The organism is Psychrobium sp. nBUS_13, assembly GCF_051201665.1.
Classification (GTDB): Bacteria; Pseudomonadota; Gammaproteobacteria; order Enterobacterales; family Psychrobiaceae; genus Psychrobium.
The window spans coordinates 481,027-501,935 of the sequence record NZ_CP179210.1; the positions used below are offsets into that span (position 1 = coordinate 481,027).

General features: G+C 40.8%; 28 protein-coding genes. 12 read left to right on the top strand and 16 right to left on the bottom strand.

Going from position 1 to position 20,909, the window contains the following annotated elements:
• Window positions 1–15: 15 nt before the first annotated feature.
• From ACMAZF_RS02210 to ACMAZF_RS02220, 3 genes are read left to right on the top strand one after another with little or no spacing between them, the layout of a single operon-like run.
• A complete protein-coding gene (locus ACMAZF_RS02210; protein ID WP_435275865.1) occupies window positions 16–549 on the top strand; it encodes a hypothetical protein in 534 nt (177 codons plus the stop codon).
• Window positions 546–977, top strand: coding sequence for a thiol-disulfide oxidoreductase DCC family protein (locus tag ACMAZF_RS02215; protein ID WP_435275866.1), 432 nt, complete (start codon window positions 546–548; stop codon window positions 975–977). The genes ACMAZF_RS02210 and ACMAZF_RS02215 overlap by 4 nt, the downstream gene beginning before the upstream one ends.
• Window positions 940–1,671 carry an SDR family oxidoreductase gene (locus tag ACMAZF_RS02220; protein WP_435275867.1) on the top strand — a complete coding sequence of 244 codons (732 nt, stop codon included), beginning with the start codon at window positions 940–942 and terminating at the stop codon, window positions 1,669–1,671. Before ACMAZF_RS02215 ends, ACMAZF_RS02220 begins: the two co-directional genes overlap by 38 nt.
• Window positions 1,672–1,683: 12 nt before the next feature.
• Here ACMAZF_RS02220 and ACMAZF_RS02225 read toward each other — a convergent pair whose 3' ends face one another.
• From ACMAZF_RS02225 to ACMAZF_RS02285, 13 genes are all read right to left on the bottom strand, one after another.
• A complete protein-coding gene (locus tag ACMAZF_RS02225) occupies window positions 1,684–1,899 on the bottom strand; it encodes a TIGR02450 family Trp-rich protein (RefSeq protein WP_435275868.1) in 216 nt (71 codons plus the stop codon).
• A 3-nt stretch (window positions 1,900–1,902) separates the two neighbouring features.
• Window positions 1,903–2,478, bottom strand: a complete 576-nt coding sequence (locus ACMAZF_RS02230) for a CIA30 family protein (RefSeq protein ID WP_435275869.1) — start codon at window positions 2,476–2,478, stop codon at window positions 1,903–1,905.
• A complete protein-coding gene (locus ACMAZF_RS02235; RefSeq protein ID WP_435275870.1) occupies window positions 2,471–2,728 on the bottom strand; it encodes a DUF3081 family protein in 258 nt (85 codons plus the stop codon). Before ACMAZF_RS02235 ends, ACMAZF_RS02230 begins: the two co-directional genes overlap by 8 nt.
• An 8-nt stretch (window positions 2,729–2,736) precedes the next feature.
• Window positions 2,737–2,988, bottom strand: coding sequence for a DUF6482 family protein (locus tag ACMAZF_RS02240; RefSeq protein ID WP_435275871.1), 252 nt, complete (start codon window positions 2,986–2,988; stop codon window positions 2,737–2,739).
• Between the two features lie 237 nt (window positions 2,989–3,225).
• On the bottom strand, window positions 3,226–4,140 hold the full coding sequence (locus ACMAZF_RS02245) for an MFS transporter (protein ID WP_435275872.1): 915 nt from the start codon (window positions 4,138–4,140) through the stop codon (window positions 3,226–3,228).
• 422 nt (window positions 4,141–4,562) lie between these two features.
• A complete protein-coding gene (gene hpf / locus ACMAZF_RS02250; RefSeq protein WP_435275873.1) occupies window positions 4,563–4,850 on the bottom strand; it encodes a ribosome hibernation promoting factor in 288 nt (95 codons plus the stop codon).
• A gap of 24 nt (window positions 4,851–4,874) precedes the next feature.
• A complete protein-coding gene (locus tag ACMAZF_RS02255) occupies window positions 4,875–6,392 on the bottom strand; it encodes an RNA polymerase factor sigma-54 (protein WP_435275874.1) in 1,518 nt (505 codons plus the stop codon).
• Window positions 6,393–6,435: 43 nt separating this feature from the next.
• Entirely contained in the window at window positions 6,436–7,161 is a 726-nt protein-coding gene (gene lptB / locus ACMAZF_RS02260) for an LPS export ABC transporter ATP-binding protein (protein ID WP_435275875.1), read from the bottom strand.
• Window positions 7,154–7,684 (bottom strand): lipopolysaccharide transport periplasmic protein LptA, encoded by a 531-nt coding sequence (gene lptA / locus ACMAZF_RS02265; RefSeq protein WP_435275876.1) that lies wholly within the window; start codon window positions 7,682–7,684, stop codon window positions 7,154–7,156. The genes lptB and lptA overlap by 8 nt, the downstream gene beginning before the upstream one ends.
• Complete coding sequence (gene lptC / locus ACMAZF_RS02270) at window positions 7,665–8,225, bottom strand: LPS export ABC transporter periplasmic protein LptC (RefSeq protein ID WP_435275877.1); 561 nt, start codon at window positions 8,223–8,225, stop codon at window positions 7,665–7,667. The genes lptA and lptC overlap by 20 nt, the downstream gene beginning before the upstream one ends.
• The gene (gene kdsC / locus ACMAZF_RS02275; RefSeq protein WP_435275878.1) at window positions 8,222–8,776 is read right to left on the bottom strand and encodes a 3-deoxy-manno-octulosonate-8-phosphatase KdsC; all 555 of its coding nucleotides are present in this window, start codon (window positions 8,774–8,776) and stop codon (window positions 8,222–8,224) included. Before kdsC ends, lptC begins: the two co-directional genes overlap by 4 nt.
• Complete coding sequence (locus tag ACMAZF_RS02280; RefSeq protein ID WP_435275879.1) at window positions 8,776–9,747, bottom strand: KpsF/GutQ family sugar-phosphate isomerase; 972 nt, start codon at window positions 9,745–9,747, stop codon at window positions 8,776–8,778. The genes kdsC and ACMAZF_RS02280 overlap by 1 nt, the downstream gene beginning before the upstream one ends.
• Window positions 9,748–9,758: 11 nt before the next feature.
• Complete coding sequence (locus tag ACMAZF_RS02285) at window positions 9,759–10,718, bottom strand: calcium/sodium antiporter (RefSeq protein WP_435275880.1); 960 nt, start codon at window positions 10,716–10,718, stop codon at window positions 9,759–9,761.
• Between the two features lie 394 nt (window positions 10,719–11,112).
• Here ACMAZF_RS02285 and ACMAZF_RS02290 point away from each other — a divergent pair, with 394 nt between their 5' ends.
• The 7 genes from ACMAZF_RS02290 (at window position 11,113) to murA (ending at window position 15,695) form a co-directional block, all read left to right on the top strand.
• Window positions 11,113–11,886, top strand: a complete 774-nt coding sequence (locus ACMAZF_RS02290; RefSeq protein ID WP_435277158.1) for an ATP-binding cassette domain-containing protein — start codon at window positions 11,113–11,115, stop codon at window positions 11,884–11,886.
• Window positions 11,876–12,655: a lipid asymmetry maintenance ABC transporter permease subunit MlaE gene (gene mlaE / locus ACMAZF_RS02295; protein ID WP_435275881.1), complete on the top strand. Its 780-nt coding sequence runs from the start codon at window positions 11,876–11,878 to the stop codon at window positions 12,653–12,655. Before ACMAZF_RS02290 ends, mlaE begins: the two co-directional genes overlap by 11 nt.
• A gap of 66 nt (window positions 12,656–12,721) precedes the next feature.
• Window positions 12,722–13,183 carry an outer membrane lipid asymmetry maintenance protein MlaD gene (gene mlaD, locus ACMAZF_RS02300; RefSeq protein WP_435275882.1) on the top strand — a complete coding sequence of 154 codons (462 nt, stop codon included), beginning with the start codon at window positions 12,722–12,724 and terminating at the stop codon, window positions 13,181–13,183.
• A gap of 10 nt (window positions 13,184–13,193) precedes the next feature.
• Window positions 13,194–13,859, top strand: a complete 666-nt coding sequence (locus tag ACMAZF_RS02305; RefSeq protein ID WP_435275883.1) for an MlaC/ttg2D family ABC transporter substrate-binding protein — start codon at window positions 13,194–13,196, stop codon at window positions 13,857–13,859.
• Complete coding sequence (locus tag ACMAZF_RS02310) at window positions 13,860–14,153, top strand: STAS domain-containing protein (RefSeq protein WP_435275884.1); 294 nt, start codon at window positions 13,860–13,862, stop codon at window positions 14,151–14,153. It abuts the gene before it with no gap.
• 15 nt (window positions 14,154–14,168) lie between these two features.
• The gene (locus tag ACMAZF_RS02315; protein WP_435275885.1) at window positions 14,169–14,426 is read left to right on the top strand and encodes a BolA family protein; all 258 of its coding nucleotides are present in this window, start codon (window positions 14,169–14,171) and stop codon (window positions 14,424–14,426) included.
• Window positions 14,427–14,435: 9 nt separating this feature from the next.
• Window positions 14,436–15,695, top strand: a complete 1,260-nt coding sequence (gene murA, locus ACMAZF_RS02320; RefSeq protein WP_435275886.1) for a UDP-N-acetylglucosamine 1-carboxyvinyltransferase — start codon at window positions 14,436–14,438, stop codon at window positions 15,693–15,695.
• Between the two features lie 63 nt (window positions 15,696–15,758).
• On the opposite strand, the gene ACMAZF_RS02325 is transcribed toward murA, so the two are convergent.
• The 3 genes from ACMAZF_RS02325 to ACMAZF_RS02335 form a co-directional block, all read right to left on the bottom strand.
• A complete protein-coding gene (locus ACMAZF_RS02325; RefSeq protein WP_435275887.1) occupies window positions 15,759–16,838 on the bottom strand; it encodes a trypsin-like peptidase domain-containing protein in 1,080 nt (359 codons plus the stop codon).
• A gap of 113 nt (window positions 16,839–16,951) precedes the next feature.
• Window positions 16,952–18,307 carry a DegQ family serine endoprotease gene (locus ACMAZF_RS02330; protein WP_435275888.1) on the bottom strand — a complete coding sequence of 452 codons (1,356 nt, stop codon included), beginning with the start codon at window positions 18,305–18,307 and terminating at the stop codon, window positions 16,952–16,954.
• Between the two features lie 177 nt (window positions 18,308–18,484).
• Window positions 18,485–18,958: a YhcB family protein gene (locus ACMAZF_RS02335; protein WP_435275889.1), complete on the bottom strand. Its 474-nt coding sequence runs from the start codon at window positions 18,956–18,958 to the stop codon at window positions 18,485–18,487.
• A 114-nt stretch (window positions 18,959–19,072) separates the two neighbouring features.
• On the opposite strand from ACMAZF_RS02335, the gene zapE reads away from it, so the two are divergent.
• Window positions 19,073–20,182 carry a cell division protein ZapE gene (gene zapE, locus ACMAZF_RS02340; protein ID WP_435275890.1) on the top strand — a complete coding sequence of 370 codons (1,110 nt, stop codon included), beginning with the start codon at window positions 19,073–19,075 and terminating at the stop codon, window positions 20,180–20,182.
• A 294-nt stretch (window positions 20,183–20,476) separates the two neighbouring features.
• Entirely contained in the window at window positions 20,477–20,905 is a 429-nt protein-coding gene (gene rplM, locus ACMAZF_RS02345; RefSeq protein WP_435275891.1) for a 50S ribosomal protein L13, read from the top strand.
• The last annotated feature ends 4 nt before the right edge of the window (window positions 20,906–20,909 follow it).

Consider the following 20,909-nt stretch of genomic DNA (forward strand, 5'->3'; position numbering starts at 1 on the left):
TTAAAAGAGTCGGTTATGCGTTATTTATTAATTATGTTTTTTGCCGCAAATTTAATAGGATGCAGTACTTCTTATCAAAATAATGACGTCACAGGACTGAATTTTCCAACGGTATCGGGTGAAAATCTAGAAAAGACACTCGTCACTATTCCTCAAGCATTTTCGGGACAGCCAGCGTTGCTGTTGGTTGGCTATAAACAAGACGCTCAATTTGATATCGACCGATGGTTAATTGGGTTAGATATGACGCAAACCACCGTCGCTGTCTATGAAATACCCACTATTGCTGGTATGTTTCCTCGAATGTTTAAAACCGTGATTGACAATGGAATGCGAGCGGGGATTCCTAAAGAGCTGTGGCAAGGTGTCATTACAGTCTATCAAGATGGTGAACGAGTGCAGGCGTTTACTGGAAACACAAATCCCAATAATACCCGAGTATTGCTATTAGATAAGACAGGGAAAATTGTTTATTTTTATGATCGCGGTTTTTCGGTTAACGCGCTAAATGAACTGCGTTTGGCATTGAATAAGGAACAGGTGAAATGAAGGACAAACTAACCATTTTCTATGACGGAGAATGCCCAATGTGTTGCTTAGAAATGGATAAGCTAACCAAACGTGATAAAGCCGGCACAATAAAGCTGGTGAATATTCATAGTAGTGAGTTTCTTAATTATCCTGATATTAATAAGCAAAAGGCGATGAAAGTGCTACATGGTCGCTATCAAGGGAATGTGTTGTTAGCACTGGATGTTACACACCGTGCTTGGCAGTTAGTGGGGTTAGGCTTTTGGGTGGCACCTTTGCAGTGGCCAATTTTCAAAAGCATTGCTCATCAGGTTTATTTATTGGTGGCTAAATATCGTCACCCGATTTCTAGTTTCTTACATCGTCGTTTTGGTTTAGGCAAAGCGCATTGTGAGAATGGAGTGTGCTATGACAAACGATTTGACGTTGATAATAGGTGCAAATAGCGAGATTGCCAAAGCATTAGCCAGCGTAATATGCGACGAAGGACAGTTGATTGTTATTAGTCGCGATGTAAGTTTTTATCAGCACGAAACTTTTAAATCGGTAATGTGTCTTTCTGTGCCTGACTACAGCGAAGCGGCAATCGCTGAGGCAGCTTCGCAAGTACTTGGAGAAATGAAGGATTCTGTCATCAGGCGCGTTTTTGTGTGTCACGGTGTTCTACATAATGATGCATGCTTCCCAGAAAGAAAATTAGAAGACTTGTCGGCTGATTCTTTTACACAAATCATGGCCTCGAACGCAATAACGCCGTTGTTGTGGCTCAAGTATCTAGTGCCGTTGGTTCGCAGTAAACACAGCTGTATATTTACATTTTTCTCCGCCCGCGTTGGCAGTATTGGAGATAATTATTTAGGTGGCTGGTATAGTTATCGAGCGTCGAAAGCAGCATTAAATATGCTATTGAAATCAGCGGCAATTGAGTTAGCTCGTCGAGCGAAGAATGTAAAATTGATTTCTTTTCATCCCGGTACAACTGATTCGCCACTTTCTAAGCCTTTTGCTAAAAATGTGCCGTCAGCTAAACTATTTACGCCGCATTTCGTGGCTGAAAAATTACTTGAGATTGTCAAAAACTCATCGGTGAATGGTGAATTGAGTTATGTTGATTGGCAGGGAAAACACATCCCGTGGTGACCACTTATCAAACTACTGCCAACCTAACTTCCATTGTTGTGGGTCTTTTAAGTCGCGCCAGTTAATGTTGTATTCGTTGTTGTTAATCACTGCTTGAATAATACATTCTTCAATGCGTTGCTCTTCATCATAGCTAACTTTGGTAACCGCAAAGTGCTTTTCTTTATTGATGATACTTACCTTGGTCCACTTGCTATGTAACAGCGATTTAGGGCTAATTTTATTCATTTTTCATTCTCCCAAACTAATTTTATGAAGGGTAATAGAATACTCAGTCGCTTTTTCTGAGCGAATTAGTAAGCCTATGCTAACAATACTTTCACTGGTTAACGGCGGAGCATTAGTAAGTGTTCTACCGCGAAAAGTCGCTTGGGCTTGAGTTAATTCAAATTGATGATTGGTTGTTTGATTCGCTATTGATTGAAATGGCAATTTATAGCTAATTAAGTAACCTTGATAATAACGACGAAATCTTAATTGGTATAAGTTTCCATCGCCTATCACTGTCATGGCAATAGTCGATAAATTTTGTGGAACGTCGTTTAAAGGCATGAAAACACTACTAAAGCCGCCATTGTTCTTCGTCGATAAGTTACCTGAAAAAACGATAGCTGAAGCCCTTCTTTGGATGTTTCCTTTAGATAAACCTCCCATTACGTCGTCGTTTGTAATGCGCCACTTGTCGTTGCTGATGTTAATTTTAGTCATGTTGGATGAGAAGTTATTGGTAAAGTGTGGCGTGCTAACAAGACCAGTTGCCACTTGATTGATAACTAATGAAGTAAAAATAATACCGATGTTAACCATGAAAAGCCTTATCGTTAGCGAGCTGGTCAATTAGCGTTTCAAACTCCGCTAATGTCTGGCGATCTGGCGTGTCATAGGTGTATTTATTGTGGAAATAAATGGTCATGGTTAACTCTCGATAACCAATAAAACAGGTGTATCCCTCAAAATCATGCCATGCGGTTAGCCCGTGACTATGATACTTTTCATTTCTTCGTTCGCCATGCTCGATTACACGGTTGAAAATACTTAGATATTTATGAAGAGCCATACATACCTCTATAAAAATATAGTCTCGGAAGTAATTGAAGGGGTCGCTAAGCCACACATTTCATCATAAGCAGACTGTAAATTTAGCGTCGCTGTTTCTATATGTTGATCTCGCAGTACTTGTTTGGCATCGGCCAATGACTGGCATATTGCAACGCTTTTTAGAGAAGGCAGTGAGCTAAAGTTACCGTTGTTGTCGGTGACGCCTACAAGGTAGTGAGTACCGTCTGCGATGCCAATGATAGTTGGTTCGTGAATCATGCTGTTTACCCTCGTTCGTGGTTGTTAAACTTTATACGAACGAAGTGGGTACAAAGATCACTGAGTTAGGAGAACGCTTTTTTTTCGTCAGTGATTTTAGAAAGATAAAGTGCGCAGATAAGCCCAATAATACCAATTGCATTAAGTAAGTGATCTTGTTGTACGTAGAGAAAATCAGCTAAAACAAGGCGCTCGATTGACTAATAGCTGGCTATTAGGATTGAGAGCAACGCCATTTTAGTTAATTTTAACAAGTACAAGTGGGCAAATATTTAATGCAATTGGTATAATACTAATAGCAGCCATTAAAACAAAGAGATTGGTAAAGCCTGCGATGCCAGCATTTGCATCTAAAATTCGACCTGCAATCGGTGCAAAGAAGATGTCAGGTGTATAGTCGATCATTGATATAGTACCTACTGCAGTGCCTGTAATAGCACCGCTTATTTTACTTTCAGCGAGCAATGCGAAATAAACAGCGCGGACAGCAAAAACAAGGATAAAAGTAATAAATATATTGGCCTGTAATAGCCATTGCAGATCGGTTGGAATAAAACAAAGGTATGACGCTGCTAATACGCCAAATATAATGCTAATAAGCCTACTTGGTTGCAACTTGTCTGCAATAATACCTGCGGCTATGGCTACAATAGGTCGCATAAATGAAGCATCTGCTACGAGCTTTGCTGATGCAATATCATCGAACTTTAATACTTGCGACGCGTACAGTCCAAAATAATCGAGACCTTTATAAGCACAGTAAGCACTGAGTACTATTAAGGCTTGCGCTATGATTTTTGGTTGTCGAATTGTTTCAAGTAAGTTTTTTAGCACATTTATAGTGGTTGATCCTTCAGTACTTGATGAACGTTGTTGGTCACTTGAGGGAATAATGAAGTAAATCAATACGGCGGCGATAAAGGTTAAACATGCATAGAATGCGATGACATATTGTAATGCATGTGTTTTATCCATACTTGCATTAAAGGCAGACTCTAGTGGTATTGAGCTGTTGAGTATAAGGACGCTGATACTGGCGATAGTTGCTGCAACTAGCCCTCGTCCACCATCGAGAATGCCGAACGCAATTCCTTGTGTAGACTCGCCACTCCATATGTGTGTTATTTTTATCATGGCTGCCCAAAACAGCAAAATAGTAGTTATGCCTCAGTAACCAAAAAGCAGGTACAGGGTGGTAATCGTAGGGATCTTCATGAAAACAACGCCACCAAACGCTGTCGTCGCTAATGAAATAATCATTAGGTTTTTGGCTGAAAACGGTCTGCGATAGCACCACCAGGAAAATAGGCTAGCATTGCCATCAGACCATAGATGCCAAATACATCTCCAAGTTCGGTATTTGTGAGCGAAAAGACTTCTAGTAAGATTGGCCTAAAGAATCTGGCGACATGAAAGGGAGACTAAAGATGATTTCTCCCGCAAACACAATAGTGAAAACAATGAGAAAACGATGCCTTGTCGAAATCGATTTTGATGAATACATGGAAATTATCGTGTTTTTTGTCGGTATAAAAAAGGCCCATTCTAATGGACCTTTCGAAAATTATTCGGTGTTAGTGGCGATTGAGCTTTTCTTTGTGTTTGATAACTTGTCGGTCTAACTTACTCACCATAGAATCGATGGCTGCATACATGTCTTCATGAGATGATTGAGCAAAGACTTCACCACCGCTTAAATGAACTGTTGCTTCTGCAATTTGCTGGAGCTTTTCTACATTCAAGACGACATGAACATTATTTATGTGCTCACAGTGTCGCTCTAGCTTGCCAAATTTACTGTGTACGTATTCGTGAAGAGATTCTGTTACGTCAACATGATGACCAGTTAAATTAATTTGCATAAAGTGTATCCTCCGTAATAGAGCTTACAACAAGCTCTTTCTTTGATTGGACGGCGGGATAGATAGGGCGTCACGATATTTTGCTATTGTACGTCTGGCTACCTTGATCCCTTGTTCCGCTAACAAATCTACAATTTTACTATCGCTCAATGGCTTTTTCGGATTTTCAGCGGCAACCAATTTTTTAATGATTGCGCGGATGGCAGTTGATGAGCATTCGCCGCCATTCTCCGTACTAACATGACTCGAAAAGAAGTACTTAAGTTCAAAAATTCCGCGAGGCGTGTGCATATATTTTTGTGTTGTTACTCGAGAAATAGTTGATTCATGCATTTCAACCGCTTCGGCAACATCATTTAATACTAGTGGCTTCATCGCTTCTTCGCCATATTCAAAGAAACCACGTTGTTGCATAACAATACAGTTTGATACTTTTAGTAAGGTATCATTTCTGCTTTCAATACTCTTAATAAACCATTTAGCTTCTTGCAAATGACCGCGAATAAACTGACTATCACCACTGGTTTTACTGGTCTTAGAAAGTGCGGCATATTGCTCATTGACGCGAATCTTTGGCATGCAATCTGGATTTAATTCAACAACCCAACGACCTTTGACTTTCTTAACGGACACATCTGGAATAACGTATTCGTCTTTCTCTTTGACGACTGATGTGCCTGGATGCGGATTAAGCGTTTGGATTAACTTGATAGCATTACCAAGCTGTGTTTCTTTAAGCTTTGTTTTGCGAGCAAGGGTGCGATAATCGCGTAACGCCAACATTTCCATATAATTTTCGACGAGCATAATGGCTTCGTCTCGCCATGGCGTATCCGGTGACAAGTGTTTAAGCTGAATCGCTAAACATTCACTCGGGGTGCGCGCTGCTACGCCAATAGGATCAAAATGTTGTACACGTTTTAAAACGGCTTCTACTTCATCAAGTTCAACTTCTGGATCAGACATCGCTTGTAATATGTCTTCACAATCTTGGGTTAGATAGCCTGTTTCTTCAATGGCATCAATAATTGCAAAGGCAATGGCACGATCAGTATCTGAAAATGGCGTTAGATTAGCTTGCCATAATAAGTGGTCTTGTAGGTTGTCAGTGGTTTCACCTTGATACGTAAAATCGCTTTCTGGACCTGCCGTTGATGAGGAGACTGGCGCCGCTGGGCCTGATGAGATGTAATCATCCCACGTGGTGTCAGTCGGCATATCATCACTCACACTGTTTTGCTCTAACGCTTGTGATGTATCAATTGAACTCGCGTCGTTGTTATTTTCATAATCGCCGCTTTCATTGGCAGCATAGTCGTCAGGTGCAGAGATCTCTTCTGACTTTTGTTCATTTTGTGTCGCTTCAACTTTTTCATGGGAGTCAAAGTGTTCTTCAACTTCTAATAAAGGATTTGAATCGAGTGCTTCTTGAATCTCTTGTTGTAAATCGAGCGTTGAAAGTTGCAGCAAGCGGATAGCTTGCTGCAATTGAGGGGTCATGGTCAGTGATTGACCTAATTTTAACTGTAATGACGCTTTCATCTAAATCCGTTATTATTTTTCTTAATAAGACTGCTGCCTACTACTATAATCTGAATTGCTCACCTAAATAAACATCTCTTACAGTTTGATTGGCTAAAATTTCCTCTGGCTTACCTTGCGCAATCATTTCTCCATGAGAAACAATATAAGCAAACTCACATACATCAAGGGTTTCACGTACGTTGTGATCAGTAATCAACACGCCAAGGCCACGATTTTTTAATTGTTCAATAATTTGTTTTATGTCAATAACCGAGATTGGATCGACCCCTGCGAAGGGTTCATCAAGCAAAATAAACTCAGGATCGGCTGCTAATGCGCGAGCAATTTCAACACGACGTCGCTCACCACCGGACAATGCCATTCCTAAACTATCTCGAATATGTTGAATATGAAACTCATCAAGCAAGCTTTCAAGCTTTTCTAAGCGCTGTTTTTTGTTGAGGTCTTTTCGAGTTTGCAAAATCGCCATGATATTATCAAAGACCGTCAGTTTGCGAAAAATGGATGATTCTTGTGGTAAATAGCCAATGCCTTGGCGCGCACGTAGATGCATTGGCATCAATGTAATGTCTGTTTCGCCGACAATCACTTGACCATTATCACTAGGTACTAACCCGACAACCATATAGAAAGTAGTCGTTTTCCCAGCACCATTGGGCCCTAAAAGTCCAACAATTTGGCCTTTTGATACTTCCAGACTCACGTCTTTAACCACTTGGCGGCCAGAATAATTTTTTGCTAAATGGGTGGCACTAAGTTTACTCATCTACGTTCTTATCTTCTTTAGGCTGCTTGTCTTCTTTGGGCTGCAAAATGGTTGTCACTTGCTCATCATTTTTTGGGTTGCCGTCAGCATCTAGTATTCGCTTAACAATATCATAACTGATCGCGTCGCCACTAACGGTGTTTTCACCCCATTGCACCGCAACATTACTAGACATTTTTATCAGATTATTAGCGCGTTCAAAACGAATGTCCTGTGCTTTTGCTGCAATGCGAGCACCGTCATCCATGGTTTGAGAAAACCGTGCTGGCTTGCCACTAAAGACCATCACCTCTTCGCCGCGTTTACCATGGTTAAAGATTTCTAAATAGTCTGCACTTATTTCAATAGAGCCTTGTGTTATTTTCACATTACCTTTGTAGATGGCAACGTTTTTCCCTAGGTCAATATTTTGGCTGTCAGCACTAATTTGCGCTTGTTTTTTTAGATCTTCCGTTAGTGCGTAGCCCGTTGTTTGAGTTAATACACCGACTAAAAGAAGGGCACTAAGGCGTAATAGTTTCATAGGTTGCCTGTATATCTTTAATTAATTCAAATTGTCGCAGGTTCAAATCTGCTTTAAGGCCAATTCCGGTGGCGTTATATTGTGTTCCTTCGATAGTAATTTTCTTATCGCTGGTCACCTGCATTGTCACTAAATTCACTTCGAGGTAAGAGGTATATATTTGTTTCAGTGACTGCGTTGGATCGATTGAGCTAATAACGACATTTTCATTTAAAATAACACGATCCTGTTGATCGAAAACGCCGTTATCTGCATCGATTTTCCAACGTGGTGAACCATCCTTAGGATAAATAATATAACTTGGTTTAGAAAACGTTGTCACGCTGTCGTTATAGTATTCCATTTTCTCTGCTTTCACTAATGATGACAAAGCGCCTTGCTCATCAAAGCGTCTTAGCGTCATATCCTTCGCTGTGAAATCGGGCAAATGGCTGTCTTGTTGTGGTGTCGACTTTTCTTGGGCAACCGACCAAAAGGGGTTATAGAAAAACAGCGCACAAGAGGCAAAGAATAGCCCTATAAGTACAATTATTCGTGTCATACACTCATGCCTTCGGCACTTTCTAACAACCCTTTACTCGCTAATATAAGGTCACTTAGCTCTCTAACTGCACCAAAACCACCGCAAGTAAAGGTGACATAGTCACAGTCATTTAACAGGAGAGGGTGCGCGTCATTGACAGCTACGCCCAAGCCACAATCGTCCATGACGACTTTATCAACGACATCATCACCAATATAAGCTACTTGAGTTGGCGTTAAATTCAATGTGTTCAATAACTCCTGATAAGCTGCAAACTTATCAGCTTGTGCTTGGTAAATGTATTTAACACCTAAGTTTGTCATTCGAGTTTCGACAATCTTAGATTGTCGACCGGTAATGATAGCAATCTCAATACCCGCGTTAAGCAGCGATTTGACACCAAAACCATCTTTTGTATGGAAAGCTTTAAGCTCTTCGCCACTATTTCCCATATAAACTCTACCATCAGAAAACACGCCATCAACATCGCAAATCAGTAACTTAATGTCTTGTGCCTTAATCCACGCTGACTCATTAATTTCACCATAGATTGTATTAACTTGATTCATTAAACGACTCCTGCGCGTAGCATGTCTAACATGTTTAAAGCACCGATTGGAGCGCCATCTTCGACAATAAACAAGCCGTTAATATTACGTTCTTCCATTGTTTTCAATGCCGAAGCTGCCAAGATATTACCGTCGATAACGGTGGGTTGCTTCGTCATTACTTGTGCAATGGTGGTGGTATGAAAATCTAAACGTTGGTCTAAGGTGCGGCGTAAGTCACCATCGGTGAAAATACCAATGAGTTGACCTTGTTTGTCTATTACACCAGTCATTCCTAACCCTTTTTCAGACACTTCAACAAGCGCATGACTGATCGTTACCTCACTATCAACTAATGGTAATTGCTTTTGAGTGTGGGCAACGTCCATAACCCGTAATAAAAGCTTTTTACCTAAAGCGCCGCCCGGATGAGAAAGCGCGAAATCATCGGCTGTAAAACCTTTTGCTTGTAATAATGCTACGGCTAGCGCATCACCCATTGCTAGCGTTGCTGTGGTACTAGAGGTTGGCGCTAATCCTAAAGGACAGGCCTCTTTCGATACCGCAATGGATAAATGTATTTGCGCTAATTTAGCCATTGAAGAGCTCGCGTTACCAGTCATGCTAATAACGGGTGTGCCGACACGTTCAATGACCGGAAACAAGGTGAGAATTTCTGCCGATGATCCTGAGTTTGAGATGGCTAGGACAACGTCGTCTTGACTGATCATTCCTAAATCACCATGGCTAGCTTCACTTGGATGAACAAAAAAAGCTGGCGTACCAGTACTGGCTAATGTTGCGGCAATTTTATTTGCAATGTGGCCAGACTTTCCCATACCCATGACAATAACTTTGCCTTTGCAATCTAGAATAAGCTGACAAGCCTGAGCAAAAGACTCGTCTACAAACTGCGTAATTTCTTGCAGTGCAGCGATTTCAGTGTCAATAACTGCCTTACCCCATTGGCAAAGCGCTTGCATTGTTGTCATAGAAAACCTTGTTAACTAAAGAGTAAAAATTGATAAACGATAAAGAAACCAAATAAAATACCGCCTTCAACACGAGTAATTTTACGCTTACCAAACAAATGCCAACTCATAATGAATAATAAAACAGTTAACCCGACCACGACATATAAATCGCGACCAGCTGCTTCTTGATCAAAGATACCAGGGTTAATCAGTGCGGGCATTGCTAAAACTGCAAGGATATTAAAAATATTTGAGCCCACAATATTACCGAGTGCTAGATCGTGTTCATTGTTTTTGATGCTGGCAATTGATGCGGCCAGTTCAGGAAGGCTGGTACCAATTGCAATAATGGTTAAGCCAATGACTAATTCAGAAAGACCAAAGTAACGTGCAATGTCACTTGCCCCTTCGACAACATAATAAGAAGCAATTGGCAGCATGATCATGCCAACGACAATCCAAATAGTTGCCATGTGATTAGATACACCTTCGGGGACATCCTCTTGGGCTTCTTCAAGTAAGGGATCTTTTAACTTTTTATCTCGTAACGTCAACCAACAAAGGCCACCAATGGTGCTAAAAAATAAGGTGATTAATACAACGCCTTCAGCAAACGTTAAGAATTGATCCCACAGGATGTATGCCGCTATTAACGTGACCACCAATAAGATGGGAAGTTCACGCTTTAATAGTTGAGAATGAACGAGCAGTGGCTGTAGTAGTACGGTAACGCCTAATACCAATGCAATATTTGTGATGTTAGAACCAAGAGCATTACCAATAGCGGTATTACTATTGCCGTCCATTGCTGAAGTAAATGCAACCATAATTTCTGGAGCTGATGAGCCCATAGCAACGATGGTTAAGCCGATGATTAGAGGTGGTAGACCAAAATTGCGGGCGATAGCGGCTGCACCGTAAACGAATTTATCGGCACTCCAAATTAATCCGACAAGACCAGCAAGTAAGATGGCAATACTTAAAATCATGGGGGGAAATCAATCCTCAGCGTATAAAGCAGTAATTGTCCCTATTTAGCTGATAAAAAGAAAGTATAAAAGCAGGTTATTTTGCGATAACTCAGATAATAATAGAAGAAAGTTGAGTATTAGTAGCCGAATCGTTGATTGTGGTATTGAAATAATTATCATTAAACGCGAATTTATTCGTGTTTTAGTTGTCGTAAGCGTTGCTTGACATAGGATATAATTGAACAATCATTGTAACTATAGCTAAAAATCGATTAAAATTTGCGGCTCTGATCGTGCTCATTAAAGCTCTACTATATATTTGTAACTAAAGCATTATTCAAGACACACTAATTGCGTCATTAAGGACAATACACTTTTGAATCCAGCAGATAACATAATTGAGATTTCAGCGATGAATTTTAGTCGCGATGATAGGGTTATTTATAACGATATCAATCTCTCGGTACCTCGTGGCAAAGTAACAGCCATTATGGGGCCAAGTGGTATAGGAAAAACCACGTTACTACGCCTAATTGGTGGCCAGATTAAACCAAGTTCAGGATCGATTAAATTTAATGGTGAAGAACTGGTTGGAATTAATCGAAAGTCACTATACAAAGTTCGCCGAAAGATGGGCATGTTATTCCAGTCTGGCGCGATGTTTACCGAATTAAGTGTTTTCGACAATGTTGCTTTTCCAATTCGTGAACACACTGATTTACCTGAATCCATTATTCGTAAAATCGTATTAATGAAGCTTGAAGCGGTTGGTTTACGCGGCGCTGCCCAACTTTTCCCTTCAGAGCTCTCTGGTGGTATGGCAAGGCGAGCAGCTTTAGCAAGATCGATTGCGCTTGATCCCGATTTGATTATGTATGATGAGCCATTCACAGGCCAAGATCCTATTTCAATGGGTGTCATTGTTCGCTTAATTAAAGAATTAAATGATGCATTGGGCGTAACATCAATCGTTGTATCTCATGATGTTGAAGAAGTACTAAGTATTGCAGATTACGTGTACATAATCGCGAATAAAACAGTGATTGCACATGGCACACCTGACTCATTACGCCAAGAAACATCGCCACAAGTTGTCCAGTTTATGCAAGGGCGTCCAGATGGCCCCGTTCCTTTCCACTTTCCAAGTGATGATTACAAAGAGGAATTGTTTAACCATGCTAATTAATGCCATTCAAAATTTAGGTCGTAGTGGTTTATCAACCATTGCTGGACTAGGCCGTGCAGGCGCGATGTTATTTGGGGCGTTAAAGCCATCGGGTCGTGGATTTAAACTGCTACCTCTTCTTATTAAACAATTATATGTGGTAGGGGTTCAGTCACTGATTATTATCGTTGTGTCTGGCTTGTTTATCGGCATGGTGTTGTCACTTCAAGGGTATACGATTCTGGTCGGCTATGGTGCGGAGCAGAGTCTCGGACAAATGGTGTCGCTATCATTGTTACGAGAGCTCGGGCCTGTCGTGTCGGCGTTATTGTTCGCTGGACGCGCTGGTTCTGCGTTAACCGCAGAAATAGGATTAATGAAAGCCACTGAACAATTGAGTTCACTTGAAATGATGGCAATAGATCCTTTGCATCAAATTGTCGCGCCACGTTTTTGGGCGGGTATTATTAGTCTGCCGTTACTTGCTTCTATTTTTTCTGCTGTCGGTATTATTGGCGGTCATTTAGTCGGTGTCGATTGGCTTGGCGTTGATAGCGGTGCTTTTTGGTCGGTAATGCAATCGTCAGTCGAGTGGCAAGAAGATATCGTTAATGGTGGTATAAAGAGCATTACTTTTGCCATTGTTGTTACGTGGATAGCACTTCATAAAGGTTATGACGCCGTGCCAACATCTGAAGGTATCAGTAAAGCAACGACTTCAACGGTAGTGCAGTCGAGTTTGGCTATTTTGGGTGTAGATTTCGTATTAACAGCGGTGATGTTTGGTTAATCTAATCGTCTGAACATTATTGTTATAGAGAATAATTTTAGCCATTGATGGCGCAAGGAAAATAGAATGAGTAAGAAAATTGAATTATTGGTAGGCGCATTTTTATTTGCAGGTATTGCCGCAATTTTAATGTTGGGATTAAAGGTTGCTGATAGCCAACTCGGTGGTAGTTCTGAGAGCTATAAACTAGTTGCTAAATTTAGCAATATTGGTGGCTTAAAAGTGCGTTCATCTGTAAAAGTTGGCGGTGTTGTTGTTGGCCGTGTTGCGTCGATTAGTCTTGATGAAGATTTTGCTCCGAAAGTCGTGATGGAAATTGACACTAATTTCAATCAGTTTCCTGATTCTAGTTCGGTAGCCATTTTGACTTCTGGTTTATTAGGTGAGCAGTTCGTTGGTTTAACACCGGGCTTTGTTGATGAAGAAACCGAGATTTTGGCCGATGGCGATCTCATTGAAGATACGCGTTCTGCAATGGTACTTGAAGATTTGATCGGTCAGTTCCTATACGGTAATAGTGAAGACTAGGAGTAATAGTATGAAAACATTAATTAAAAATATCGGGTTAACGTTAGCGTTTGTAGCTAGCACATTTTCATTAGATACAGCGGCGGCAGACAAGCCACTGTTTGATATGAAAGATCCTCACGTGATGATTAAGAATGCGAGTGAAGCAACATTTTCGCGTTTTCGCGCAGAAAAAGACCTTATCGATAAAGATTTGAATCACCTTAAAGTGATTGTTGCAGAAGAGTTGATGCCTTATATCAATCATAAACGCGCAGCAGCAACAGTATTAGGTAATAAACACTATAAGAAAGCTGTAAAAGAAAAGAAATTTAGCGAATTTAGTGAAGCATTCCGAGATTACTTAGTTGTTACCTATGCCAACATCTTTACGCTTTATGACAATCAAAAAATTGTTTATGCACCAGCAGGTGACATCACAGGCAAAAAAGTGGTTACTGTTAAAGTAACTATTGTTGACGCGCAACGTCCTCCAATTGATATTGAATTTAAATTACGTAAAAGTAAAAAGACTGGTAATTGGAAAGCTTATGACATGGTAGCTGGTAATGGCCTAAGCATGGTGGCAACTAAAGCTAAAGAATTTGATGGCATCATCAATAAAAAAGGATTTGATTATTTGATAACACAGCTTAATAAGAAAGCTGCGGAGTCGGTGGAAGCGAAGGCTCAATAAATGACTATTACGTGGCAATCAGAAAATGAAAATACGGTAGTATTGAATGGAAAACTGTCGCAATCGACAGTTCCTTCATTATTTCCTATTAAAAAGAAGATGCAACAGTATAATGACCAGCTAACCGTAGACTTAGCACAGTTATCTCATGTTGATAGTGCTGGCTTAGCGTATCTTATTGAACTACAGCAATATTGTCAGTCGAAAAAAATCAAGCTGCAATATAAAGGCGCAACGACTGCGCTGAGCAAGTTAATAGCGCTATATAATGCTGAGCCGTTATTACAAAATTAAGAATTAGAGGTTGTTATGGAAATTGAAGAAATTAAAGCGCTTATTGCGGCGCAGCTTTCATTAGATGAATTGCATGTAAAAGGCGAAAATGGCCACTATCAAGTGATTGCGGTTTCTGACATGTTTGAAAGCATGAGCCGTGTAAAGCAACAACAAGCTATTTATGCACCGCTTAATGAAGTTATTGCATCTGGTGCTGTACATGCAGTATCAATTAAAGCGTTTACCCCCGAAAAATGGAAGCGTGAGCAACTACTTAATCCATTAAGTTAAGGCGTTAATGTGCAAAAATTGAAAATCACTGCCGTCGATAGTTTACACGGCGATGTCACCATCTCTGGTGCTAAAAATGCTGCATTGCCGATTCTAATGGCGACTATTCTGGCGACTGGCGACACAAGAATTACTAATGTCCCTGAGCTAAATGATATTTTAACAACCGGTAAAGTACTAGAGAGCTTAGGCGCTAACGTCACTTTTGATAACAACCTGTTTCAGGTGAATACTTGCAGTATCAATCAATATTGCGCACCTTATGATCTCGTCAAAACGATGCGCGCATCCATTTTGGTTTTAGGACCTTTACTCGCTCGCTTTGGTGAAGCAGACGTTTCTTTGCCTGGTGGCTGTGCCATTGGCGCGCGACCTGTTAATTTGCATTTGCAGGGTCTTAAGCAAATGGGCGCTGATATCAGTGTCGATAACGGTTACATTAAAGCCCGTGTTGATGGACGCTTACAAGGCGCCACTATCTTTATGGATATGGTGAGTGTTGGTGCAACTGAAAATCTGATGATGGCAGCCGCTTTAGCTCAAGGTACGACAATTCTTGAGAATAGTGCTCGTGAACCTGAAATTGTTGATTTGGCAAACTATCTCATCGCAATGGGAGCTAAAATCTCTGGTGCGGGTACAGCGACTATTACTATAGAAGGCGTTGAGCGCTTAAATGCCGTCGAATATAGAGTTCTGCCTGACCGTATAGAAACAGGTACCTTTTTAGTCGCAGGTGCTATTACACGTGGAAAAATTCGCTGTTTAAACGCTGATGCTAGTGCACTTGAACCTGTTCTTGCCAAGTTGGAAGAGGCAGGGGCTGATATTAGTACGGGTGATGATTGGATCAGCCTTGATATGCATGGCAAACAACCAAACGCTGTAAGTATTAAGACGGCGCCACATCCTGCATTTCCAACAGATATGCAGGCTCAATTTTGTGTATTAAACGCGTTGGCTAATGGCAATGCGAATGTTGTTGAAACCATTTTTGAAAACCGCTTTATGCATGTACCTGAATTACAACGTATGGGTGCTACTATCGAATTAGAAGGCAACACCGCAATTTGTCACGGTAAAGAGCGTTTAAGTGGTGCTCAGGTGATGGCAACAGATTTACGTGCATCTGCGAGTTTAGTGATTGCTGGCTTGGTAAGTGATGGCGAGACTGTTGTTGATCGTATTTATCATATTGATCGCGGCTATGAAAAAATCGAACAAAAGCTTAATGGTTTAGGGGCGACGATCGTTCGCTTAAATGACTAAGCCTTTATCTTTATAGCAAATGAAAGGCGTTAACTTGATTAGTTAGCGCCTTTTTTATGAGTATTAAAAGCTACCTAGCTCAACAGTTTCCATTGATAGTTCGATATCTTGACCATTTCTAACTACTGTAAAGTTTATTGTGTTACCCGGTTTAGTTGTTTCGATCTGATAGCGTAATTCGCTTAAATTATTGAATTGTTTGCCGTTGACCTTGGTAATGACATCAGCAGTACGTAACCCGGCTGCGTAAGCTGGACCTTCCTGATAGACATTTGTGACTCTGACCGCACCAATATCGATATTAAATGTTGAATTACTAACAACCGTTTCACCATCAAAGCCTAATGAACCACGGGAAACATAGCCCTCAGTAAGCAGTTCTTTGAGAATACTGAAAGTCAATTTGGCGGGGATGGCAAAACTTATTCCGTTACTCGTGTTACCGTTGGTTTCATTCATGAAGGTATTAAAGTTGGCATTATTGATACCCACAAGTTCGCCCCGTGAATTAATCAATGCACCACCAGAATTTCCTGCGTTAACAGCAGCATCAGTTTGAATTAAGTATACGAAATAATTTGGAAAAACCTGCGTTTTTCGACCGTTTGCACTGATAATCCCTTGAGTGATGGTTTGACCCAAATTATAGGGATTACCAATCGCAAAAACTAAATCACCCACTTGAGGATTGTGCTTAAGGCTAACAGGGATAAATGGCAAATTGTCTAATTTAATCTTTAAAACAGCGAGGTCGGTGAGGGGATCTGTGCCTATTATACTTGCAACGCCACGACGACCATCTTGTAGAGCGACATAAATGATATCGGCACCTGCAATAACGTGTAAATTGGTCAAGATAATGCCGTTAGCCGACATAATAACGCCTGAGCCGAGACCTCGTCTGCGCATATCAACTTCATTAAGCGGAGTGCGGTGCTGAGTTATAGAGTAAATATTAACGACTGCGGGCGCAGCACGTTTTATGGCATAAGAATAAGACACCGGCGCAGTATGAATAACTAACCACTGCTTCACTGCACTCAATATCGCGGTGCGTGTTGTCGGCAAGACGATCACGATAAGTGCGCCAATAATTAACCCGAAAGCCGCTGCTTTTATTGTTGAAGTGATCCCTTTTAACACATCTTAATCTCGTAAAAATCGCTGACCAAGAAGGTTAACATAAGCGGTTAATTTTGGGGAGAAAAATAAAAGCCAGCACGAGGCTGGCTTTGATAAATGAAAGTGAGATTGACCTATCTAATAATGATGTAGAGCACGTTGTTACCACGTTTTACGCGAAGCGCTGCAACATCTTCGTGATCCTTGATGTACTCACGTAATTCACCGACACTTTTCACACGCGTTCTACCCGCAGCGATAATGATATCGTCGTTACGTAGTCCCGCTTGGAAAGCCGGTGAGTTACGTTGTATATCTGTAACTAGAATGCCTTTTACTGAGCCATCATCGTTATTTGATAACGTTGAACCCTCAAGTTTAGGGTGAACTGCAGCAGCGTTTACATCGGCACCGCCAGCTTTCTTTAATGTTACATTCAATGTTTTTTCTTTACCGTCACGAACAATAGTTATCTTTAATTTACTACCCGCCCCCATGGTCGTTACTTTGGCTCTAAGATCAGAAAAGCCTTTGATTGATTTACCATTGACTTTGATAATGATGTCGCCCGCTTCAATGCCTGCTTCTTGCGCCGCAGAATCTTCCATCACTTGACTAACAAAGGCACCGTGTTTTGTTTTTTGACCAAAGCTTTCCGCAAGCTCTTGAGTAAGCGGTTGTGCTGAAATACCTAGGGCACCACGTCTTACTTCACCAAACTCGATTATCTGATTAACTAAGTTACTTGCCATGTTGATAGGAATTGCGAAACCGATCCCGACATTACCACCTGTCGGAGCGATAATCGCTGTATTGATACCGATTAACTCGCCCTTTAGGTTCACTAATGCGCCACCTGAGTTACCGCTATTGATAGCGGCATCGGTTTGAATGAAATCTTCTAAATTTTGATTGTTTAACCCGGAACGTCCCAGTGCCGAAACTATGCCTGAGGTGACCGTTTGCCCTAAGCCAAATGGATAGCCAATAGCAACGGTAAAATCACCAACACGAAGATCGTCGGAATTAGCTTTTTTTACTTCCACTAAATTGTCTGGCTCAATTTGTAGCAGGGCGACATCACTCTGTGGATCTGAACCAATCATTTTTGCATCAAAACTGCGACCGTCGTTTAAAGATACCTTAATCTTATCTGCATTATCGACAACATGGTGGTTCGTTAGAATGTAACCTTCTTCCGCATCAATGATAACGCCTGAGCCTAACCCTCTAAACGGTCGTTCACGCTGTTGGCCACCACGGCCTAAAAATGGACGAAATGCTTCAGGAATGCGATTTTTCGATTTTTGAGTCCCCTCGACTGAAATTGAAACTACCCCAGGGGTGATTTTTTCTAACATCGGCGCCAAGCTATAAACTTGTTCCGAGCTATTTGAGCTAGGCCATGCTGCGTGAGAAGGCGCTGAAGTTAATCCAAGTGAAAGCGCGAGTAATGCGGCACTGATAACGGTAAGTTTTTTGGCTGTCATATTTTGATTTCTCCAAAACTAAAAGAATACGTACATTCCAGAGGACTTCTGTAAATTAGAATAGTTCCAGAATACACAGGAATAAATCAACAGTAGGTCTTTTTTTGTACTGGAATTTTATTAAGGTATAAAAAACGCCAGTATCAACAAGCAATACTGGCGTTTTTATTGAGTTAATTATGCCGACGCTTTGTCATCGTCGTTAGCTTTTGGCGTAATGATATTGTGAGTTCCTTGTACATAATCATTCGGTTGCGCCGTGCTGGATTCGTGCTCGTCATTCGCAGCTTCTTGAGCTTCTTGAGCTTCTAACTCGACGTCTGCTATAGCGTCTTGAACTAAGTTAGTCTCTTTGGTTTCCTTAAATGGGATTTTTATGCTGACTTCGCTATCTGGTAACAAGCTCTGTTGTGCTTGGGTCATATGTTGATAAACGTTTCGATACTCTTTTGCCATATTACCAAGTAATTCAGCACTTGATGCGAAGTGCTGTTCAACATCTTGTTTATATTGATTAAGTTCAGCTTCAAGTTGCTGAGTTTTGGCTTTTTCAGCATTGTTATCAGTCGACTTATCTGACGTAACTCTACCAATAATAAATCCGATAACCGCAGCAAGAACAATTAATAAAATGTTAATCGTCAAATCCATGTTGTCTCCTAAAGAATGATAGTGCCAGTTTTAACGAATGTGCTAATATCTCTGGCTTTGAAAATAATGTCCCTAAATTAACCGCAAATATTGTTTGAAGGAAATTCGCGATCTATGTCTCAGCTTACCCCGTTACAAAAATATCAACAAGACTTAACGCGAGATGATTTTAGCTATGATGCTGCTCAAGAAAACGCTGTAAAGCATCTACAACGTTTATATGATGAGTTAACAGCGACACAGGACAAGCCTAAGGGATTTGGTCATAAATTGAAATCATTCCTTTGTGGTAAAACCGAAGATAAATCAATTAAAGGTATTTATTTTTGGGGGGGAGTTGGTCGTGGAAAAACGTACTTAGTGGATACGTTCTTTGAAGCATTGCCTTTTGAAAAAAAAATGCGAGTTCACTTTCACCGTTTCATGCACCGTGTTCATCATGAACTAACATCTTTGCAGGGACAAAGTGATCCATTGAAGATCATTGCTAAGCAGTTCGCTAAAGAAGCTAAAATCATTTGTTTTGACGAGTTTTTCGTATCAGATATTACAGATGCGATGATTCTTGGCGGTTTGTTTCAAGAGTTATTTGGTCACGGCGTTATTTTGGTGGCGACTTCTAATATTGTGCCTGATGATTTATACCGCAACGGTTTACAAAGAGCGCGCTTTTTGCCAGCAATCACCTTAATCAATGAAAACACTGATGTTGTTAATGTCGATTCTGGTGTCGATTATCGATTGCGTGCACTTGAGCAAGCGGAGATTTTTCATTATCCATTAGATGAAACAGCAGACAGTAATTTGTTGACCTATTTTGACCAGCTGGCACCTGAACCTGGTCATGAGGTAGGTAGTATAGACGTCGAAGGACGCGCGATTGATGTTCGATTGGACGCAGACGGCGTGTTGCTTGTTGAATTTCGCTCGCTTTGTGATGGGCCGCGTAGCCAAGTGGATTATATGGAGATCGCGCGCTGCTACCATTCAGTATTACTTAGTAATGTTGAGCAGATGGGGCAGGCGACCGACGATGTTGCACGTCGGTTTATTGCGATGGTGGATGAATTTTATGAGCGCCGTGTTAAGTTGATTATTTCTGCAGAGGTTGCCATGGAATCGCTTTATACCACTGGCCAGCTAAATTTTGAATTTAGACGCTGTTTGAGCCGCTTACAAGAAATGCAATCACATGATTATTTGGCTGAAGCACACAAACCTTAATTAGTCGCTAAGTTGCTTATTTTTGTGAGGGACTTAGCGAAACTGTCTAATCCTGCTGAATAACTGAAAAAAACCTAGATTAATTGTCAATTAACAGGTGATTTTTCATTCCCTCTCTTGTATAATCCTGCGCCTGCCCAAGTCAGTTGTGTGTTCTTTTTCCCGAGAATATACAGCGCACGCTTTCGAAAATTGCTCGAAGGGGTAAGATTCAAGCACACTGGACATTGTTTTTAGATTGCTTTAATTGGCAGGTAAAAACATAAATAAAAAAATTTATATGGGTTTTATATAATGAAAACTTTTAGCGCAAAACCAGAAAGCGTAAAACGCGACTGGTATGTTGTAGATGCTGACGGTAAAACGTTAGGTCGTTTGGCTACTGAAATTGCTTCACGTTTACGTGGTAAGCACAAGCCTGAGTACACTCCACACGTTGACACTGGTGATTACATCATCGTTGTAAACTGTGAAAAAATTGCTGTTACTGGTGCAAAACGCACTGATAAAACTTACTACCACCACACTGGTTACATCGGTGGCATTAAGTCTATCACTTTCGATAAGTTACTTGATAAAGCTCCTGAGCAAATCATCGAGAAAGCAGTGAAGGGTATGTTGCCAAAAGGTCCTTTAGGACGCGCAATGTTCCGTAAGTTGAAAGTATACGCGGGTTCTGAGCATCAACATGCTGCTCAACAGCCTCAAGTTTTAGACATCTAATACG

Coding starts and splice junctions, on each gene's coding strand:
- ACMAZF_RS02210 (WP_435275865.1), top strand. CDS start 16: ATGCGTTATTTATTAATTATGTTTTTTGCCGCAAATTTAATAGGATGC.
- ACMAZF_RS02215 (WP_435275866.1), top strand. CDS start 546: ATGAAGGACAAACTAACCATTTTCTATGACGGAGAATGCCCAATGTGT.
- ACMAZF_RS02220 (WP_435275867.1), top strand. CDS start 940: ATGACAAACGATTTGACGTTGATAATAGGTGCAAATAGCGAGATTGCC.
- ACMAZF_RS02225 (WP_435275868.1), bottom strand. CDS start 1,899: ATGAATAAAATTAGCCCTAAATCGCTGTTACATAGCAAGTGGACCAAG.
- ACMAZF_RS02230 (WP_435275869.1), bottom strand. CDS start 2,478: ATGGTTAACATCGGTATTATTTTTACTTCATTAGTTATCAATCAAGTG.
- ACMAZF_RS02235 (WP_435275870.1), bottom strand. CDS start 2,728: ATGGCTCTTCATAAATATCTAAGTATTTTCAACCGTGTAATCGAGCAT.
- ACMAZF_RS02240 (WP_435275871.1), bottom strand. CDS start 2,988: ATGATTCACGAACCAACTATCATTGGCATCGCAGACGGTACTCACTAC.
- hpf (WP_435275873.1), bottom strand. CDS start 4,850: ATGCAAATTAATTTAACTGGTCATCATGTTGACGTAACAGAATCTCTT.
- ACMAZF_RS02255 (WP_435275874.1), bottom strand. CDS start 6,392: ATGAAAGCGTCATTACAGTTAAAATTAGGTCAATCACTGACCATGACC.
- lptB (WP_435275875.1), bottom strand. CDS start 7,161: ATGAGTAAACTTAGTGCCACCCATTTAGCAAAAAATTATTCTGGCCGC.
- lptA (WP_435275876.1), bottom strand. CDS start 7,684: ATGAAACTATTACGCCTTAGTGCCCTTCTTTTAGTCGGTGTATTAACT.
- lptC (WP_435275877.1), bottom strand. CDS start 8,225: ATGACACGAATAATTGTACTTATAGGGCTATTCTTTGCCTCTTGTGCG.
- kdsC (WP_435275878.1), bottom strand. CDS start 8,776: ATGAATCAAGTTAATACAATCTATGGTGAAATTAATGAGTCAGCGTGG.
- ACMAZF_RS02280 (WP_435275879.1), bottom strand. CDS start 9,747: ATGACAACAATGCAAGCGCTTTGCCAATGGGGTAAGGCAGTTATTGAC.
- ACMAZF_RS02285 (WP_435275880.1), bottom strand. CDS start 10,718: ATGATTTTAAGTATTGCCATCTTACTTGCTGGTCTTGTCGGATTAATT.
- ACMAZF_RS02290 (WP_435277158.1), top strand. CDS start 11,113: ATGAATTTTAGTCGCGATGATAGGGTTATTTATAACGATATCAATCTC.
- mlaE (WP_435275881.1), top strand. CDS start 11,876: ATGCTAATTAATGCCATTCAAAATTTAGGTCGTAGTGGTTTATCAACC.
- mlaD (WP_435275882.1), top strand. CDS start 12,722: ATGAGTAAGAAAATTGAATTATTGGTAGGCGCATTTTTATTTGCAGGT.
- ACMAZF_RS02305 (WP_435275883.1), top strand. CDS start 13,194: ATGAAAACATTAATTAAAAATATCGGGTTAACGTTAGCGTTTGTAGCT.
- ACMAZF_RS02310 (WP_435275884.1), top strand. CDS start 13,860: ATGACTATTACGTGGCAATCAGAAAATGAAAATACGGTAGTATTGAAT.
- ACMAZF_RS02315 (WP_435275885.1), top strand. CDS start 14,169: ATGGAAATTGAAGAAATTAAAGCGCTTATTGCGGCGCAGCTTTCATTA.
- ACMAZF_RS02330 (WP_435275888.1), bottom strand. CDS start 18,307: ATGACAGCCAAAAAACTTACCGTTATCAGTGCCGCATTACTCGCGCTT.
- ACMAZF_RS02335 (WP_435275889.1), bottom strand. CDS start 18,958: ATGGATTTGACGATTAACATTTTATTAATTGTTCTTGCTGCGGTTATC.
- zapE (WP_435275890.1), top strand. CDS start 19,073: ATGTCTCAGCTTACCCCGTTACAAAAATATCAACAAGACTTAACGCGA.
- rplM (WP_435275891.1), top strand. CDS start 20,477: ATGAAAACTTTTAGCGCAAAACCAGAAAGCGTAAAACGCGACTGGTAT.